The organism is Mannheimia sp. ZY171111, from assembly GCF_017750945.1.
Lineage (GTDB): Bacteria > Pseudomonadota > Gammaproteobacteria > Enterobacterales > Pasteurellaceae > Mannheimia > Mannheimia pernigra.
On record NZ_CP046532.1, the window covers coordinates 183,392 to 199,569 of the forward strand.

16 protein-coding genes are annotated in these 16,178 nt (G+C 37.3%); 4 read left to right on the forward strand and 12 right to left on the reverse strand.

The window, feature by feature from the left end; all coding sequences use genetic code 11:
- Positions 1 to 49 precede the first annotated feature (49 nt).
- Positions 50 to 502 (reverse strand): Fe-S cluster assembly transcriptional regulator IscR, encoded by a 453-nt coding sequence (gene iscR, locus GM698_RS00885; RefSeq protein WP_176808200.1) that lies wholly within the window; start codon positions 500 to 502, stop codon positions 50 to 52.
- Positions 503 to 810: 308 nt separating this feature from the next.
- On the opposite strand from iscR, the gene GM698_RS00890 reads away from it, so the two are divergent.
- Positions 811 to 1,365: a methylated-DNA--[protein]-cysteine S-methyltransferase gene (locus GM698_RS00890; RefSeq protein ID WP_176808199.1), complete on the forward strand. Its 555-nt coding sequence runs from the start codon at positions 811 to 813 to the stop codon at positions 1,363 to 1,365.
- Between the two features lie 4 nt (positions 1,366 to 1,369).
- Here GM698_RS00890 and GM698_RS00895 read toward each other — a convergent pair whose 3' ends face one another.
- From GM698_RS00895 to GM698_RS00905, 3 genes are all read right to left on the reverse strand, one after another.
- Positions 1,370 to 3,220 (reverse strand): ATP-binding protein, encoded by a 1,851-nt coding sequence (locus tag GM698_RS00895; RefSeq protein WP_209289492.1) that lies wholly within the window; start codon positions 3,218 to 3,220, stop codon positions 1,370 to 1,372.
- Positions 3,221 to 3,276: 56 nt separating this feature from the next.
- A complete protein-coding gene (locus tag GM698_RS00900) occupies positions 3,277 to 4,719 on the reverse strand; it encodes a subtype B tannase (RefSeq protein ID WP_209289493.1) in 1,443 nt (480 codons plus the stop codon).
- A gap of 92 nt (positions 4,720 to 4,811) precedes the next feature.
- Positions 4,812 to 5,675, reverse strand: a complete 864-nt coding sequence (locus GM698_RS00905) for an EamA family transporter (protein WP_159629549.1) — start codon at positions 5,673 to 5,675, stop codon at positions 4,812 to 4,814.
- A 161-nt stretch (positions 5,676 to 5,836) separates the two neighbouring features.
- Here GM698_RS00905 and GM698_RS00910 point away from each other — a divergent pair, with 161 nt between their 5' ends.
- On the forward strand, positions 5,837 to 6,592 hold the full coding sequence (locus tag GM698_RS00910; protein WP_159629547.1) for a S9 family peptidase: 756 nt from the start codon (positions 5,837 to 5,839) through the stop codon (positions 6,590 to 6,592).
- An 88-nt stretch (positions 6,593 to 6,680) separates the two neighbouring features.
- Here the strand turns inward: GM698_RS00910 and smrB are convergent, their stop codons facing one another.
- On the reverse strand, positions 6,681 to 7,214 hold the full coding sequence (gene smrB / locus GM698_RS00915; protein WP_176809007.1) for an endonuclease SmrB: 534 nt from the start codon (positions 7,212 to 7,214) through the stop codon (positions 6,681 to 6,683).
- Between the two features lie 102 nt (positions 7,215 to 7,316).
- On the opposite strand from smrB, the gene prmB reads away from it, so the two are divergent.
- On the forward strand, positions 7,317 to 8,261 hold the full coding sequence (prmB, locus tag GM698_RS00920) for a 50S ribosomal protein L3 N(5)-glutamine methyltransferase (protein ID WP_209289494.1): 945 nt from the start codon (positions 7,317 to 7,319) through the stop codon (positions 8,259 to 8,261).
- Positions 8,262 to 8,309: 48 nt separating this feature from the next.
- Here prmB and murQ read toward each other — a convergent pair whose 3' ends face one another.
- From murQ to queF, 3 genes are all read right to left on the reverse strand, one after another.
- Positions 8,310 to 9,224, reverse strand: a complete 915-nt coding sequence (murQ, locus tag GM698_RS00925) for an N-acetylmuramic acid 6-phosphate etherase (protein ID WP_209289495.1) — start codon at positions 9,222 to 9,224, stop codon at positions 8,310 to 8,312.
- A gap of 11 nt (positions 9,225 to 9,235) precedes the next feature.
- Complete coding sequence (locus GM698_RS00930) at positions 9,236 to 10,372, reverse strand: anhydro-N-acetylmuramic acid kinase (RefSeq protein ID WP_209289496.1); 1,137 nt, start codon at positions 10,370 to 10,372, stop codon at positions 9,236 to 9,238.
- A 91-nt stretch (positions 10,373 to 10,463) separates the two neighbouring features.
- A complete protein-coding gene (gene queF, locus GM698_RS00935) occupies positions 10,464 to 11,303 on the reverse strand; it encodes an NADPH-dependent 7-cyano-7-deazaguanine reductase QueF (protein ID WP_209289497.1) in 840 nt (279 codons plus the stop codon).
- 111 nt (positions 11,304 to 11,414) lie between these two features.
- On the opposite strand from queF, the gene GM698_RS00940 reads away from it, so the two are divergent.
- On the forward strand, positions 11,415 to 13,043 hold the full coding sequence (locus GM698_RS00940; RefSeq protein WP_209289498.1) for a phosphoethanolamine transferase: 1,629 nt from the start codon (positions 11,415 to 11,417) through the stop codon (positions 13,041 to 13,043).
- 34 nt (positions 13,044 to 13,077) lie between these two features.
- On the opposite strand, the gene gmhB is transcribed toward GM698_RS00940, so the two are convergent.
- The 4 genes from gmhB to GM698_RS00960 form a co-directional block, all read right to left on the reverse strand.
- A complete protein-coding gene (gene gmhB, locus GM698_RS00945) occupies positions 13,078 to 13,626 on the reverse strand; it encodes a D-glycero-beta-D-manno-heptose 1,7-bisphosphate 7-phosphatase (protein WP_176808191.1) in 549 nt (182 codons plus the stop codon).
- Complete coding sequence (gene bcp / locus GM698_RS00950) at positions 13,626 to 14,096, reverse strand: thioredoxin-dependent thiol peroxidase (RefSeq protein ID WP_159631247.1); 471 nt, start codon at positions 14,094 to 14,096, stop codon at positions 13,626 to 13,628. Before bcp ends, gmhB begins: the two co-directional genes overlap by 1 nt.
- A 158-nt stretch (positions 14,097 to 14,254) precedes the next feature.
- Positions 14,255 to 15,121: a 16S rRNA (adenine(1518)-N(6)/adenine(1519)-N(6))-dimethyltransferase RsmA gene (gene rsmA / locus GM698_RS00955; RefSeq protein WP_159629533.1), complete on the reverse strand. Its 867-nt coding sequence runs from the start codon at positions 15,119 to 15,121 to the stop codon at positions 14,255 to 14,257.
- A 58-nt stretch (positions 15,122 to 15,179) separates the two neighbouring features.
- Entirely contained in the window at positions 15,180 to 16,124 is a 945-nt protein-coding gene (locus GM698_RS00960) for a peptidylprolyl isomerase (RefSeq protein ID WP_176809830.1), read from the reverse strand.
- Positions 16,125 to 16,178: the final 54 nt, after the last annotated feature.

The window sequence follows — 16,178 nt, forward strand, 5'->3', positions numbered from 1 at the left end:
CCTAGTTAAAACAACTCAAAAGCGGTTGTTTTTATTAAAAATTTTGCAATTAGTGATGATGAGAATGTTCGTGACAATGGGCTTTTTCACAATCGTGATCAGCGTGTTCTGCGGCTAAGTCTGCCACTGAAATTGTCCCTAAAAACTGCTCAATTTGATCTTCTAATCGCTCCCACAAAGAATGCGTTAAACATTGAGAATCTTTCCGGCAGTTGCCGCTCCCTTTACATTTGGTGACATCAATATTTTCATTAACTGCAGAAATAATCATTCCTATGCTAATGTGCTCTGGCTTTTTGCCTAATTGATAACCGCCACCTGGACCGCGAATACTTTGCACAATGCCGTCACGACGAAGCTGTGCAAAAAGCTGTTCTAAATAGGAAAGGGAAATCGCTTGGCGATCTGAAATATCGGCTAAACTCACAGGCTCTGATTTACCGTGTAAAGCAATATCTAAAATAGCGGTTACCGCATAACGCCCTTTTGAGGTAAGTTTCATAAAATATCCTCATAGTTTTCCAGAAAATCATCCAGAACAATGTGCTAAATTCTATATAACCCACTAATTTAGTCAATCATTTAGCACTAATTAATGTGAAAGGTTTTATATATTAAAAAAGAAAATCAATTATACGAAAAAATAGTCCAAAATACCAAAACAAACTCCATTATGGCGTACATCATTTCATCAGCTTGGCGTTCAACAGATCGCAACAATTGAAATTGGATAAAATTTGATTGGTGCAACAAAGTCCATTATACTTTCCAGCCATCGCCATTTATGGTGTCACTCTATTTTAATATTCAATGAAATCACAAATTTACTACGATTATTACCAAAGCCCTGTGGGCAAATTGCTTTTACTTGCCCAAGAAGAGGGGTTAATTTATGTTGAATTTGAGCAAGAACAACGCTCAACGTCGGTAGAACACTTTATTAAAGCACCCCAAACAAGCGGTGCAGTTTTAGACATTTTTTGCAAAACAAAAGCAATTTTAGACCGCTATTTCGCAGGAGAAAAAATTGCATTCCAGCCTTTGGATTTTCTTTCTCCACAAGGCACCGATTTTCAGCAATCTGTCTGGGAAATCCTGCGTAAAATTCCTTATGGTAACACCACAACCTATGGAGAAATAGCAAACAAGTTAGGCAATCCGAATGCTATGCGAGCGGTAGGTGGTGCAGTGGGGCGTAACCCTATCTCTATTCTTATTCCCTGCCACCGAGTGCTTGGTAAAAATCAAACGCTAACTGGTTTTGGGGGAGGCTTACCGAATAAGCGTTTTCTGCTAGAGCTGGAAGGCATAAGCTATCAAGATAAAGGGATTGAATTTGTGAATCCGAAAATAAAGAAGTGGTAAATAACTACACTTTATCTAACATATTGATATATTCTCTCGCGGCTTGCAAATCGGTCTGCCATATTGACTGAATCCTTTCTGCCCAAGAGGTAATATTCTCTTCCCATTGCTTGCCATTATCCGATTGAGCTTGTTGAGCAACTTGTTGTAATTTCTCTAAACCGATAGATGATAAAGCACCTTTGATTTTGTGTGCTTCTTCTGCCACTAATTTTCGACTTTGAGGATCCGATGTTGCTTGCCAATCACTTAAATAACGTTGTAGATTGTCTAAATACGTTGGCATTAAATCAGCAAATAGATCCATATTGGCCAGCACGGCGTCTTTTCCCATTACTTCGGTAAGTTCATTTAACATTGAAATATTATAAGGCTCTTCAGACAATTTATTAGCTGCAAGCGGTTGTTTTTCCTTCTCTTTTTGCAAAAAGCTATTATCGAAGTAATGATTTAAACAATTGACTAACGCCTCTAAGGAGAGCGGTTTATGCAGTACATCGTCCATACCCTGTGCTTGATAAGATTGTTGACTTTGAATCACATTCGCCGTTAATGCAATCAGTAAGGGCAGATAATCAATTTCTTCATTTTCATAACGATTTCTTAATGTTTGTGCAATCTCAAAACCGGTGGTATCAGGCAACTGAATATCTAATAAAATTAAATCGTAACTATTTTGTTCAAAACATTTGAACGCTTCTGCCCCACTCATCGCTACATCAACATCACAACCGACTTTTTCTAGAATGGCACGAGCAACAACCACATTCATTTCAATATCTTCAACAAGAAGCACTTTTAACGCGTGATGTTGAATCTCTAGCTCTGGCTTTGTTTCTGTACTTTCTGCTTGAACAGTGAGCGTAAACGTTGAGCCCTGATTTTCTTGACTTTTAGCGACTAAGTCTCCCCCCATTAATTTTGCAATCCGTTTTGAAACGGACAACCCAATGCCACTCCCTTGTGCCTTTTTCTCTTTTGAATTTTCAGCTTGGTAGAACATATCAAAAATTTTGCGTAACTCTTTTTCAGGAATACCAATGCCTGAGTCTGCGACACTAAAACTAAATTGCTCTTTATCCAGTTGGCAAATTTCTAGCAAAATTCGACCGCTTGCAGGGGTAAATTTCACCGCATTGCTGATTAAGTTCCATAAAATCTGACTTAGGCGTGCATAGTCAATATAAATATATTTAGGTAAATTCTTCGGGTACTTTAATTCAAAATCAATATTTTTATTTCCCGCCATAAAATTACCGAAATTGGTAATATCTCGAATAAATCGCTCAAATTCTACTTCTTTCCTAAATAGTTCAATACGACTGCTGTCAATTTTTTCTAAGTCAATAATGTCGCCAAAAATATGAGCTAATGCGGTTGCACTCATATTGATCGTTTTAAGATATTCCTGCTGCTTTTCATTTAGCCCCTCATCAAGCAAAATTTGACTTAAGCCGATAATGCCATTGAGCGGTGTGCGTAATTCATGGCTAATCGTTGCCATCAAGATAGTTTTATCACGGTTGTTCTTTTCTAATTTAGCGTGGAGATAAGCATCTTGTTCTCTTAATTCTTCTAAATCTTTAACTGCCTTCTCTAACATTAAACGGGAGCGTTCTAACTTTTCAACCAATAATGTGAAAAAATAGAGGACAAAGGGGGCGGAAATTAATCCAAAAGCAATGGAGCGTAAAATATCTACCACAACTATTTTGCCAATAAACAGATACGTTAATCCGCTTTGAATGGCAATTGCTGATGCCGCAACCATAAAAAAACCAAGAAGCGAGGCTCTTAATCGCCCGAGCCTTAATACCCAATTCACATATTTTTGACTAAATTTTTTAACTTGCATACATCTTCAATCTATAAAAAAGCAGATCCTTCGATCTGCCTATTCTACTCCATTTTTTATGGCTTGGGTTTGACGATTTCATCAACCCATTCGAACAACTCATCTAAATCATCATCTAAATGCAAAACGCCCCAAGGCGTTTTATAGCTCACATTTTTACCTTCCATTTGTAGTTTAATGGCTAAAATCCCAGAAATAGCTAATGACGTATCATGATCTGCAGTCCCTACTCGAATTCGCCAATGCTCCGCTGCATTTGGGTTATCCAAATAAAACATTGGATTCATTCGTTTCACTATTTGTGGATCCGCTAAATTAATCTCTTTATTTGATGAACGTTCTGCACTATAAAGCGTGAAATGGCGGTTATTTTCCGTCGTAGTACCAAATAGATTGTTTTCATCTGAAGTTGCATTGAATATATCAAACGCTGGCGATGATTTCATTCGTTTTTCTGAAAGTACATAGCCAGACCAATCCACATTGCTCACTTTATTATTTTCAAAAGATAGCCAACTAATTTCTTGAAACGCTTTTTGTTGCTCACTATTTTCAGCTAACTGACTGTAGGCTTTATTTGCTGAATCTTTAATTAAATTTGCTAAATAATCTTTAAAAGAACCATTACCTTGTAAATCGAGTGTTAATGGATTTCCTGATTCATCTGTTAAATTTAAGCTATTGAGATAAATAGGAAAACGCTCTGCCAATTCATTCGCACCGTTAAATTGCCACTCATACGCCATATCGGCATTTTCAAGGTTGGTCATTGGTGCATACGCAGAAACAGCAAATACTTTATCACTTGCTTTTAATGCTCCAATTTCCTTGAAATAAGGCTCATAATCAAAATGATCAGCAGAAGCTCCCAACAGAGCAGCCACTGCCCCACCTGCACCTGTACCATTTGCAATAATTTTATTCGCATCGCCTGGCATTTTTTCATCATTCGCGTGCAAATAACGCACGGCTGATTTTAAATCCATAATTACGGCTGGTGCTTTTCCTATGTATTTCCCCTCTTTTTGCAAGGTACGACCTCGCACGCCAACACTCACCACAACATATCCTTTAGAAAGTGCACGTAAAATCAAATGAGGTAAACCGACCGCTCCTTTTTGCTCATCACTTTCTGCTTTAGCGGGCATATAACCTTTTATCCAATTTTGGAAGAAAATGGGGGCAGTCTCCGCTTTATAACCGTTAATCTCTCCCTCGTTATAATAGCTTTCTGGCACATAAATATTCATACTCTGATATTCAGGCTCAACAGGATTTTTTACATAAACAATTCGCTCAAAAGCTCGAAAGCGTACTTTTTCACCATTGATTGCTGTTTCAATAGTACGATAATTTTGATCATTAAAATTCAGATCGTAGCCTATCTCCGTCCCATTCAAAAAATGTTTAGGCTCAATAAGTTTATCTGTTGTGGTAGCAACGGTTTGAGTAGCAAAAATAGTAGAAACAATAAATGCAAGCAAGGCTTTGGGTTTCATTATGGAATCCTTTATGAAATATATGTGGATAAAACTAACAAGCGGTTAAATTTATTGAAAATGTTGCAATTCTACCTAAAATCACCCTAAATTTATCGCCAATAGAATAAACAAATAATTGCGACAATCGCAATCGCCACACCCAAATAGTTTACTTTATGAATTTTCTCTTTAAAGAAAAATGCCCCCACAAAAGTACCTAAACAGATAACGCCTAAGTTCATTCCTGTAAAGACGAGTGTTGGATCATCTTTCATTGCTTGATGGGCTTGAATATAGAATAAAATATTACCAAAATTCAACACGCCTAACAGCAAACCTGTTAATACGCTTGGAATGTGCCATTGAGTACGTTTCAGTAGCAAATAAATAAACATAAAACTGCCTGCACCAATAAAAGCAATTGCTAAGGTAACGGGAAAAGCAGAGCCTGATTTCGCCATCTGTTTGAATAAAATATCATTCACGCCATAACCAACCCAAACTAGGAAAAGGCTGATAATCGCAATTTTTCCCCCTTTTTCTATACCTTGATTACCTTTCCAAAGCAAACAAACCAACGCCACAAAAGCAAATAGCAAAGCAATTAATTTATTGTTAGTCACTTCCTCACCAAAAATAGTGAATGCGGCAAGAATAGGCAAAAATAAAGACAAACGCTGTGCTGCATCTGTTCTAATAATACCTGCAAATTCAAGTGCTTTGGCTTGCACTAAGAAAATAGTGGGAAGAGTGATACTTAAAATCACAAAAATATAAGAAGATGGGTTATTGGCAACAATATCAGTTATGGATTGTTCTTGAAAATCAGGCTTAAGTAATAAAAATGTCATCGTAGTCGTTACGATATAGTTTACTGCGATACTTTGATCGATCCTGATGCCTTTTTGGCGTGCGAATTTAATTAATACGCCAACGGTTACGCTACATAAAATAGCGAAAATAAGTTGTAACATTTTGCTTTCTCCTTTAAAAATGAGTGAAACATTCTATAAATATATTTTGTACTTAGCTAGTCATACCCGATTAAATTTACCAAAAAATGGAAAAATCCGACCGCTTGTAAGGGAACAATGTTAAACTGCAATCATATAAAGCATCGTGGAATTGAACTAAAATGGAAAAACGCTTTGAGATTAACGAACAAGGTTTCAGCATTCGCTGCAAGCTGTTTTATGAAAAAGATCTGCACAACATTGAAAATGTAGTGCTGATTCTACACGGTTTTGGCTCATCAAAAGATTTAAAATCAAATACTAAATTTGGCGAACGTTTAATCTCAAAGTATAACGGTTATGCCGCTCTTGCTTTTGATTTTCCTTGTCACGGCAATGATGCACGCAAAAAACTTTCAGTTGAAGAGTGTCTTACTTATCTGCAATTAGTTATTCATTATGCCAAAAACACGCTAAATGCGAAAAATATCTACGCTTATGGCACCAGTTTTGGCGGTTATTTAACGCTCAAATATATTAGCGAACAAGGCAATCCATTTCTAAAAATTGCTTTACGTGCACCAGCCATACAAATTTATCACTCACTAATGAATCGCTTATCAGAAGAAGAGCGGCAAAAACTGGCAAAAGGGAGAGAAATTTTATGGGGTTTTGACCGCCAAATGAAAATCAGCCAAACCTTTTTCAATGAACTCGCTGAATCTGATATTACACAAAACGATTACTTAGACTATGCCGATCAAATCTTAATTCTACACGGCACAGCAGATGAAATGGTAGCACTGCACACATCCCAACAATTTGCCGACAAGAATGTGATTGAGCTGATCCCCATTGAAGGGGCTGATCACGCTTTTTCTAACCCTCAATTAATGGATATAACCATCGGCAAAATAGTGGATTTTTTTGCACCTTAGTTTAACTTTCACTAGTTTCACTAAGGTTTTATTCCAAATGCTTCAATTATTTTCCGTATTCTAAATAATAAAATATTCCAATGCCTCGCTATCGTCCGAACATTTTCTCTGGATTTTCAGGCTGTTCAACTAAAATCAAAATAGAGGCATCGCCTCCCCATTCTTTGGGTGCTTGATGTAACGCCATAATTTTAGGATGTTGCACAAGCCAGCGAGGAATTTGATCTTTTAAGGCACGAGTACCAAAACCCGTCATAATACTGGCACAAAACACTTTTTCTCGCTCACAAGCAAGAATTAATGCCGCCAGCTCTTTTTTTGCTTTTTCTTTGGTTAAACCGTGTAAATCCAAAAACAGTTCAGGCTGAAAGTCGCCACGTCTGAGCCTTTTTAGCATATGAGGATCGACATCTTCACGTAGATATTTTACTTTTTCATTTTCTTCTTTAAGCAATGGCTCATATTCATCTGAAAAATAAAACTCTATATCCGCTTTTTCTTTTAATTCTCTTAATTCTTGTAATTTTTTGCGAGGCTCTGATTTTGGCACATAAGTATTTTGTGCTATCTTTTTTGTTCCTTTTGCTGCCTCGCGAAACAAAGCAAATTCATCTTCTAGTATTTTCTCTGACATAATAATTCCCTCTTTTCATTTTTACATTCTAACACAAAGCAAAATGTGGTATAAAACAGCAATTCTATCATTATGCAAAAGGCACTTAATATGTTTAAATATAATATCGAACTCCTTGATGAAATTGCAGCGATGCCAGTGGCTAATGATTTAGCTACCATTCAAGATATGATGCGTTGGGCATACAGCTATTTTAATGCTTCCGATCTTTACTATGGGCACGGCTATGACAACGCGTGGGACGAAGCCCAACAATTAATTTTAGCTGGATTATATCTCCCTTTTGATATACCAGAATCGCTTTACTCTTCTCGTTTAACACAAGCAGAAAAAGAACGTGTAATTGATTTAATTTGTGAACGCTTAGGCTCTCGCAAGCCTGTAGCTTATTTAACTCATTCCGCCTGGTTTTGCGGATCCGAATATTATGTGGACGAGCGAGTGATCGTGCCACGCTCTCCTATTGGCGAACTCATTAAAAATGGCTTTAAAGGTATTATCAAAAATGAGCCACACCGTATTTTAGATATGTGTACAGGCAGCGGCTGTATTGCTATTGCCTGTGCTGAACAATTTCCTGACGCTGAGGTGGATGCCGTTGATCTCTCCCTTGATGCTTTAGATGTGGCACAAATTAATATTGAACGCCATCAAGTATCGCACCGAGTCTTTCCAATCAGCTCCGATCTCTTTAACAATATGCCGCAAGATAAATACGATTTAATTGTTACTAACCCACCTTATGTTGATGAAGAAGATTTGAGTGATATGCCACAAGAATTTCATCACGAGCCAGAATTAGCACTCGGTTCTGGTAAAGATGGCTTGGATTTAACCAAACGTATGCTTGCCGAAGCTGCTGATTATTTAAATGATAATGGCGTATTCGTTTGCGAAGTGGGTAACAGTATGGTGCATTTAATAGAACAATTCCCAACCGTACCATTTAACTGGCTGGAACTTGAAAATGGTGGATTAGGAGTATTTAGCCTAACAAAAGAAGAGCTAGTAAAACATAGACATTTATTTGCTTAATGCTTCCATATTTCTTCCCCTTTTGGGGAAGAAATTACGTTACAAGCCTTACACATTTAACGCTTTTTGCAATCTTCCCTGATTCTGTACTAATAAATTCTCAGCCTCTTGCTTATCTAAATTACCTAATATCATCATAATTGCTAATTTCGCATTATTTTCAGCTAATTTTAGGGTATTTTCAGCAATACTCCTTTCACACTCTGTGGCTTGCATAACAATACGAATTGCACGAGCTTTTAGCTTTTCATTAGTCGCTTGCACATCAACCATTAAATTTTGATAGCATTTGCCGATTAAAATCATTGAAGCGGTAGTGAGCATATTCAGCACTAATTTTTGTGCCGTACCCGATTTCATACGGCTAGAGCCCGTGAGTACTTCTGCCCCAACAATGGTGTCAATTGCAATATCCGCCATTTGAGCCATTGCGGAATGTGGATTACTGGCAATTGAAACGGTCACCGCCCCGAATGAATTAGCATACTCCATTGCCCCTAGCACATACGGTGTTCTGCCACTTGCTGCAATGCCCACTAATACATCTTTTTTAGAAAAATTGACCGCTTGTAAGTCTAATGCTCCTTGCTCAGCATTATCCTCTGCCCCTTCAACTGGAAAACGTAACGCTCGCTCACCGCCTGCAATTAATCCCACCACGCTTTCAGGATTTACACCATAAGTTGGAGGACATTCCGACGCATCTAGCACACCTAACCGCCCACTCGTGCCAGCACCAATATAAACTAAACGCCCCCCTTGCTGAAAGGCTTGTACGATTTTTTCTACCGCTTGTGCAATTTTCGCTAAGCATTTCTCTATTGCGATAGGCACTTGTTTATCTTCATTATTGATGATTTTCACGATCTCAAGTGCAGACAGTTTGTCGATATTCATTGAATGAGGATTACGCTGCTCGGTAATCATCTGCCCTAAGGCATTCAGTAAATTTTTTTCACTCATATTATTTCACTTTATTCATCAGGGTAAATTACCCCTAAACTTACCGCTTTTTTTGCCCCAGTTACCGTTGGCATATTACTGATTAAATTATTCATTCGTTGGTAAGCAAGCCACGCAAATGCAGCAGATTCAACATAATCAACATCTAAACCGAACTCAGTTGTGATGGCAACCCTCCAATTTGGTAAAAGGTGAGACAACCTTTCCATTAATAACGGATTTCTTGCCCCACCGCCACAAACCAACAATAAGCAAGGCAATTCACTTTCAAACTGAGCCAATTCATTAGCAATACTTTTTGCGGTAAATTCAGCTAAGGTACGCTGCACATCTTCAGGCTTACAAGCGGTGAAATTTTGCAATTTTTTTGCAAGCCACATTAAATTAAACCACTCTCGCCCAGTGCTTTTTGGGGGAGCTTTGGCAAAAAAAGGATCAGCGAGTAATAAAGCTAACAATGCCTCATTTACCTCTCCACTTCTTGCCCACTCGCCATTTTTGTCATATCTTTTTCGTTGATGCTGCTCAATCCAGCTATCCATCAAAGTGTTACCCACGCCAACATCATAGCCAATCGTTGGGCTATTCGGCTTTAGCACTGAAATGTTGCTGATGCCGCCAATATTTAGCACCACGGTTACACGGTTCAGTTCGCTAAACATCGCCTGATGAAACGCAGGCACAAGCGGCGCGCCCTGCCCACCCACAGCCATATCTTTACGGCGAAAATCCGCAATAGTCGTAATGCCTGTTTTAGCTGCAACTAAATTCATATCACCAATTTGCATAGTAAACGGATAAATAGCGTCTGGAGAATGCCACACAGTTTGTCCGTGGCAACCGATGGCTTGAATATCTTCTGCCATTAACTGGTTTTTCGCTAAAAACGCCTTGATCGTTTCCGCATAAAGCACGCCTAAACGATGGTCAATTTCACCGAGCTTTTGAAGATGAGTTTCGCCGGTTTTAATCAAATCAGATATCTCCGCTCGCAAATTTTCTGGCATTGGAAAAAAATCGCAAGCGGTCATTTTAGGCGGATTTTTTGCAAAATCCATTAAGGTGATATCTACGCCATCTAAGCTAGTCCCAGACATCACACCAATATAATAATTTGGGCTATATTCATTCATCATAAAAATCAACATCGGCTATTTGTTACTTTTTTGCTTTGCCAAAGAAAAGTAACCAAAAGAAAGGCAACCCGAGCGGTTCAAACGGGAACAAAAAATGGCGAAATCATTGACGTGCCATTCTCAAATTAGCAGGCACGTCCTCAAAATTTGATCTAAATGGGTTAATATCTAGCCCACCACGTCTTGTATAACGTGCATAAACGCTTAATTTTTCAGGCTGTGCAAATTGCATTAAATCGCAGAAAATCCGCTCAACACATTGCTCGTGAAACTCATTATGTGTCCGAAAAGAAATTAAATAACGCAGCAGTTTTTCACGATTTATTTTTTTACCTTGATAGTGAATTTGAATGCTGCCCCAGTCAGGTTGTGAGGTAATCAAGCAGTTAGATTTAAGTAAATGGCTCACTAATATTTCTTCCACAACCTCACCTTCTGCACTATTTTCTAAATAGTGGGGTGAAAATTCATAACGGTCGATTTGAATATCTTGCTCATCAATGCACTCCCCTTCAAAGTCCACAATCGGTTGTTGCGTGTAATGCGATAATTTGTCAATTTTTACCGAAACTTGACCGCTTGCACAGTTCGCCAAATCACGCTGAAGCGTTTGCTCCACGTCTTCTATAGAATTAAACTTTGTTTGGTTAAAGCTGTTTAAATAAAGCTTAAAACTTTTTGATTCAATTAAATTTTCACTTTTAAAATCAATTGCTACATCAGCAATCGCTACCTGCGGTAGGCCATTTTGGTTTAGCCACGAAAGTTCATAGCAAGTCCAAATATCTGCCCCACAATTAAATGGCTGAGATTGCGTAATTCCCAAGCCATCGCGGTTTAATTTGCGTGGCACAGGCTGTAAAAGTGTTGGGTCGTATTCACTTTTATATTCGGTTTTTTGCCCAAGTTTTAGGGCAGAGAGTGCGCTGTCGTTGTAGTTCATCGGATCATTTATATATTAAAAAAATAATGTAGAATTTTAGCGTAAATTATTGAAACTTACTAAAAGAATATGCTGTCTTATAGCCACTCCTATCTTTTATGGAAAAATAAAATGAAATTTTTTTCTTTTAAATTAAGTTCAACAACGCTTATTTTTATTGTTTCGCTCTATTTTACTGTCGCGTTAAATCTCGGCTTTTTTCAGCAAATATTAAAAATTCAGCCATTTAATGGCACTAGTGCAGACTATTTTTTATATAGTGTGCCAATAGTCTATTTTTTTGCTTTAAATATTATTCTTAATATTCTTGCTATTCCTGTTTTACATAAAATCATTATTCCATTACTCATTTTAGTGAGTGCCACAATTAGCTATAACTCGCTCTTTTTTAACATCTATTTTGATGTAGATATGTTAAATAATGTGCTACAAACGAATATTGCCGAAAGCTCAAGAATGTTTACTAATTCATATGTTTTGTGGTTATTTTTTCTCGGTATTTTACCTACATTACTCTATTTAAACACCAAAATTGTTTATAAACGTTGGTGGAAAGAGTTATTGATCCGAATAGTATCCATTTTATTATCAGCAGGCGTAATCTTAGGCATAGCCAAATTTCATTATCAAGACTATGCTTCTTTTTTCAGAAATCATAAAAACCTAGCACATTTAATTACCCCGAGTAACTTTATAGCCTCTGGTATTAAGGCAATTCGTCATTATTATCGAGATAACACGCCATATCAGCAAATTGATATAAATGCAAAACAAGCTAAGTCTGATAGTTACCGAAACGTAACTATTATTGTGATTGGTGAAACAACAAGAGCTCAAAATTGGGGACTCAACGGCTATTATCGCCAAACAACACCCAAATTAGCAGCACGAGGCGATCAGATTATTAATTTCCCGAATGTAACTAGCTGTGGTACTGCAACTGCAGTCTCAGTGCCTTGTATGTTTTCCTCCTTGAGTAAAGACGATTTTAATGTCAATTTATCTTACAAACAGGATAATTTACTCGATATATTACAACGCTCAAATATTGATATTCACTGGTTAAATAATAATAGCGATTGCAAAGGTGTGTGTAAAAATATACCGAGCACTGATGTATTAAATTTTAATCTGCCAGAATATTGTCGTGATGGAGAGTGCTTAGATAATATTTTATTACCCGAAATTGATAAAGCATTAGCTAATGACACCGCAAAAGATTTTATGATTATTGTACATACAATGGGAAACCATGGGCCTACTTATTATGAGCGATATACAAACTCAGAAAAAATATTTACACCCACTTGTGATACTAATGAAATTAACCACTGTTCTAATCAAGAATTAGTCAATACTTACGATAACGGTATTATTTATCTTGACCAATTTCTCGATAAGATCATTACCAAATTAGAACAGAATGATACATGGAAAAGTGCATTATATTATGTCTCTGATCACGGCGAATCATTAGGTGAAAACGGCTTATATTTACACGGAGCACCTTATGCAATTGCTCCTGAATATCAAACCCATATCCCGATGATTATGTGGTTTTCTAACATGTGGATTCAAAATAAACCCTTTGATTTAAATTGTGTTAGAAATAATGCGAAAAATAATGCTTATTCGCATGATAATCTCTTCCATACTATGTTCAGTATTAACGATATGGATTTCAGCACTTTAAACAGTTATAAAACGGAATTAGACATTTTGGCTCAATGCCGAAAATAAAAAATGAAAGCAGGCAATCAAATGCCTGCTTTCTTTATTTAATATATCTAACCAAATCAACAAGGCTATCCAGCACTAAATCGGCTTTTGCCTCACCTTCTGGCGTTACCTCTTTACCTGTTCGCACTAATACCTTGGTTTTCACACCAGCATTTTCTGCTGCGAGCAAGTCTTCTAATTTATCGCCTACCATATACGATTGAAACGGATCAATATGGAGATCTTTTATCGCTTGCTCAAACATTCCTGATTTCGGCTTACGGCAATTGCAATCTTCACAGTATTCACCTTTACCCTCTAGATGATGTGGACAGTAGTAGATTCCATCTAGCACAACGCCATAGTCTTCGTCTAATGACCAGTCCATCCATTCAGTCAGTTGCATAAATTGATCTTCACTAAAATAACCACGTGCAATGCCCGATTGATTAGTGACTAACACAAGCAAATAGCCTTTGTCTTGAAACTGTTTTAACGCTTTTCCAACGCCTTCAATAAACTGGAAATCATCAATTTTATGCACATAACCGTGATCAATATTAATTGTGCCATCACGATCTAGGAAAATCGCTTTCTTAGCCATCAATTTGATCCTTTAATAACATCTACAACCATTTGATGATGCTCGCTTGTTTTGAATTTATCGAAAACGTGCTCAATCACACCCTGCTCATTTACTAAAAAGCTAATGCGATGAATACCCTCATAAGTTTTGCCTAAAAATTTCTTTTCGCCCCACACACCAAAGGCTTCTGCTACCTTATGATCAGGGTCTGATAAAAGCGTAAAATTTAGTGCTTTTTTCTCAGCAAATTGAGCTAATTTTTGGGGTAAATCAGGACTAATACCAAGCACAATTACATTAAGTGCCTCAAGCTCTGATTTACTATCACGCAGCCCACAAGCCTGCGTGGTACAGCCTGGTGTGAGGGCTTTAGGGTAAAAATAGACTAATACGTTTTGACCCGTAAATTGGGAAAGAGAAACAGCTTCACCAGCCTGATTTTGAAGAGTAAATTGAGGGGCTTTCTCGCCTGCTTTTAAGATATTCATTTGTAATTTTTCCATAAAAAATAACCGCTTGTTGATCTGTCCCCAAAAGTTGGGCAGTTTATTAACTTAAATATTGAGATCAGTATTGTACTGGGCTCAATCCTTTTTAAATCAAGTTTAATGCGTGTTGGATTTACCCTCCAACTACTTTTCTATTTTTAAATATCTTCGTCAATAAGCTCTTCTGTTTTGTCTATTGATGGCGGGTTTTCATATAGCCAGTTAGCTAAACGAACATAATCTGCAATCGTTAGATTTTCAGCACGTGCAGTTAAATTGATACCTAATGCTTCAAGCTGTTCAGCAGTAAACAGACTAGAAAGTGCATTACGTAATGTTTTACGACGTTGGTTAAAGGCCTGTGTAGTTACACGGTTTAACCAATAAACATCTTTCGCCGGGTGCGGTAGTTTATTGTAAGGTACTAGACGCACTACTGCTGAATCCACTTTTGGAGCAGGTTTAAATGCGGTTGGCGGTACTTCAAGCACAGGAATTACTTGGCAATAATATTGTGCCATAATAGTTAATCTGCCATACGCTTTGCTGTTTGGTGCAGCACATAAACGTTTGACGACTTCTTTTTGCAACATAAAGTGCATATCTTGAATGAGATCGTGGAACGTCAATAAGTGGAAAATTAATGGGGTGGAGATGTTATAAGGTAAATTACCAAATACGCGAACGGAATCTTCCTCTAAATTTTGACTCTCAAAATATTCTCGGAAATTAAAACGTAGCGCATCTTGTTCGATAATCGTTAATTTTTGGTTTAAGAATGGGTGATGGCGTAAGCGTTCTGCCAAATCACGGTCAATTTCTACCACGACCAGTTTATCAACTAATTCTGCAACAGGCTCCGTTAATGCCCCCAAACCAGGGCCAATTTCCAGTAAAAATTGATCATTTTTTGGGTTAATCGCGGAAACAATACCATGAATAACATTCATATCGTGTAAAAAGTTCTGTCCAAAGCGTTTACGAGCAGTATGACCTAAATGTTTTTTTGAATTTTGTGAACTCATTATTATCCTTTAAATAACAAAAGAACCCCGCTAGGCGAGGTTCTTATAATTTGTTTAATTACTGACCAATATACTGAATATTTGCAGCTTTTCTTAATGTTTTAATCCAATCTTTTGAGGCTTCTTCTGCTTGTTTATTAACAAGCTGCTGATAGGCTCTTTGATGATAAGCATCTTCAGTTCTATCACTATTACGAACATCCGTTACTTTTAGAATATGCCAGCCAAATTGCGATTTAAATGGGGCAGAGATTTGATTTTTTTTACTTTTAGATGCTACGTCTGCAAATTCAGGGGCATAAATGCCTAAGGGGTTAAAACCTAAATCGCCACCATCTGCACCTGAAGCATAATCAACAGAATGTACTTTAGCGGCTTCTTCAAAGGTCGTTTTGCCTGAATTGATATCTGCAATTAAACTGTTTAATTTCGCTTTTGCTTGTCTATCGTTTAAAATTGGGTTAGTTTTTAGCAAAATATGGCTAATACGATGCTCTTTACCCATGACTGTTTTTAATTTACCTGCAGATTTATCTTTTGCCATTAACTCTTTCGCAAGAGTTTGAACTTGTTGCGGTGAAACTTGAATAGATTTACCAATGCTAATATGACGAACTTGTTCCATAGCCATTTGTTGAGCAATGTTATGTTTAAACTCTTCTAGCGTAATCCCTTGATAATCTAATGTATCTAATAATTGACCATAAGTAATACCGTTTTGAATAGCCACATTTTCAACCGCTTGATGCACTGCCTGAGGGCTAATGGTTACGTTAGCTTCTCTCATTGCTTGTTGTACTAAAATATCGTCAATTAATTGATCAATCGCCATACGTTGAGAGGCCTTTGTTACGGTTTTCTTACCCAGCATAGTTCGAATTTGGCTCTGCATAATAGGGGTATCATTCACTAATGCAACCACTCGCTCTTCAAACGCCTGAGCTGTTTGGGTAAGTGTGATTGTTGCAATAGCAACAGCAAATAATGATTTTACTAATTTCATTTTATAAAAATCCTAATGGAGATAAATAAGTTATTCTTTTCTTAGAGATTAGTT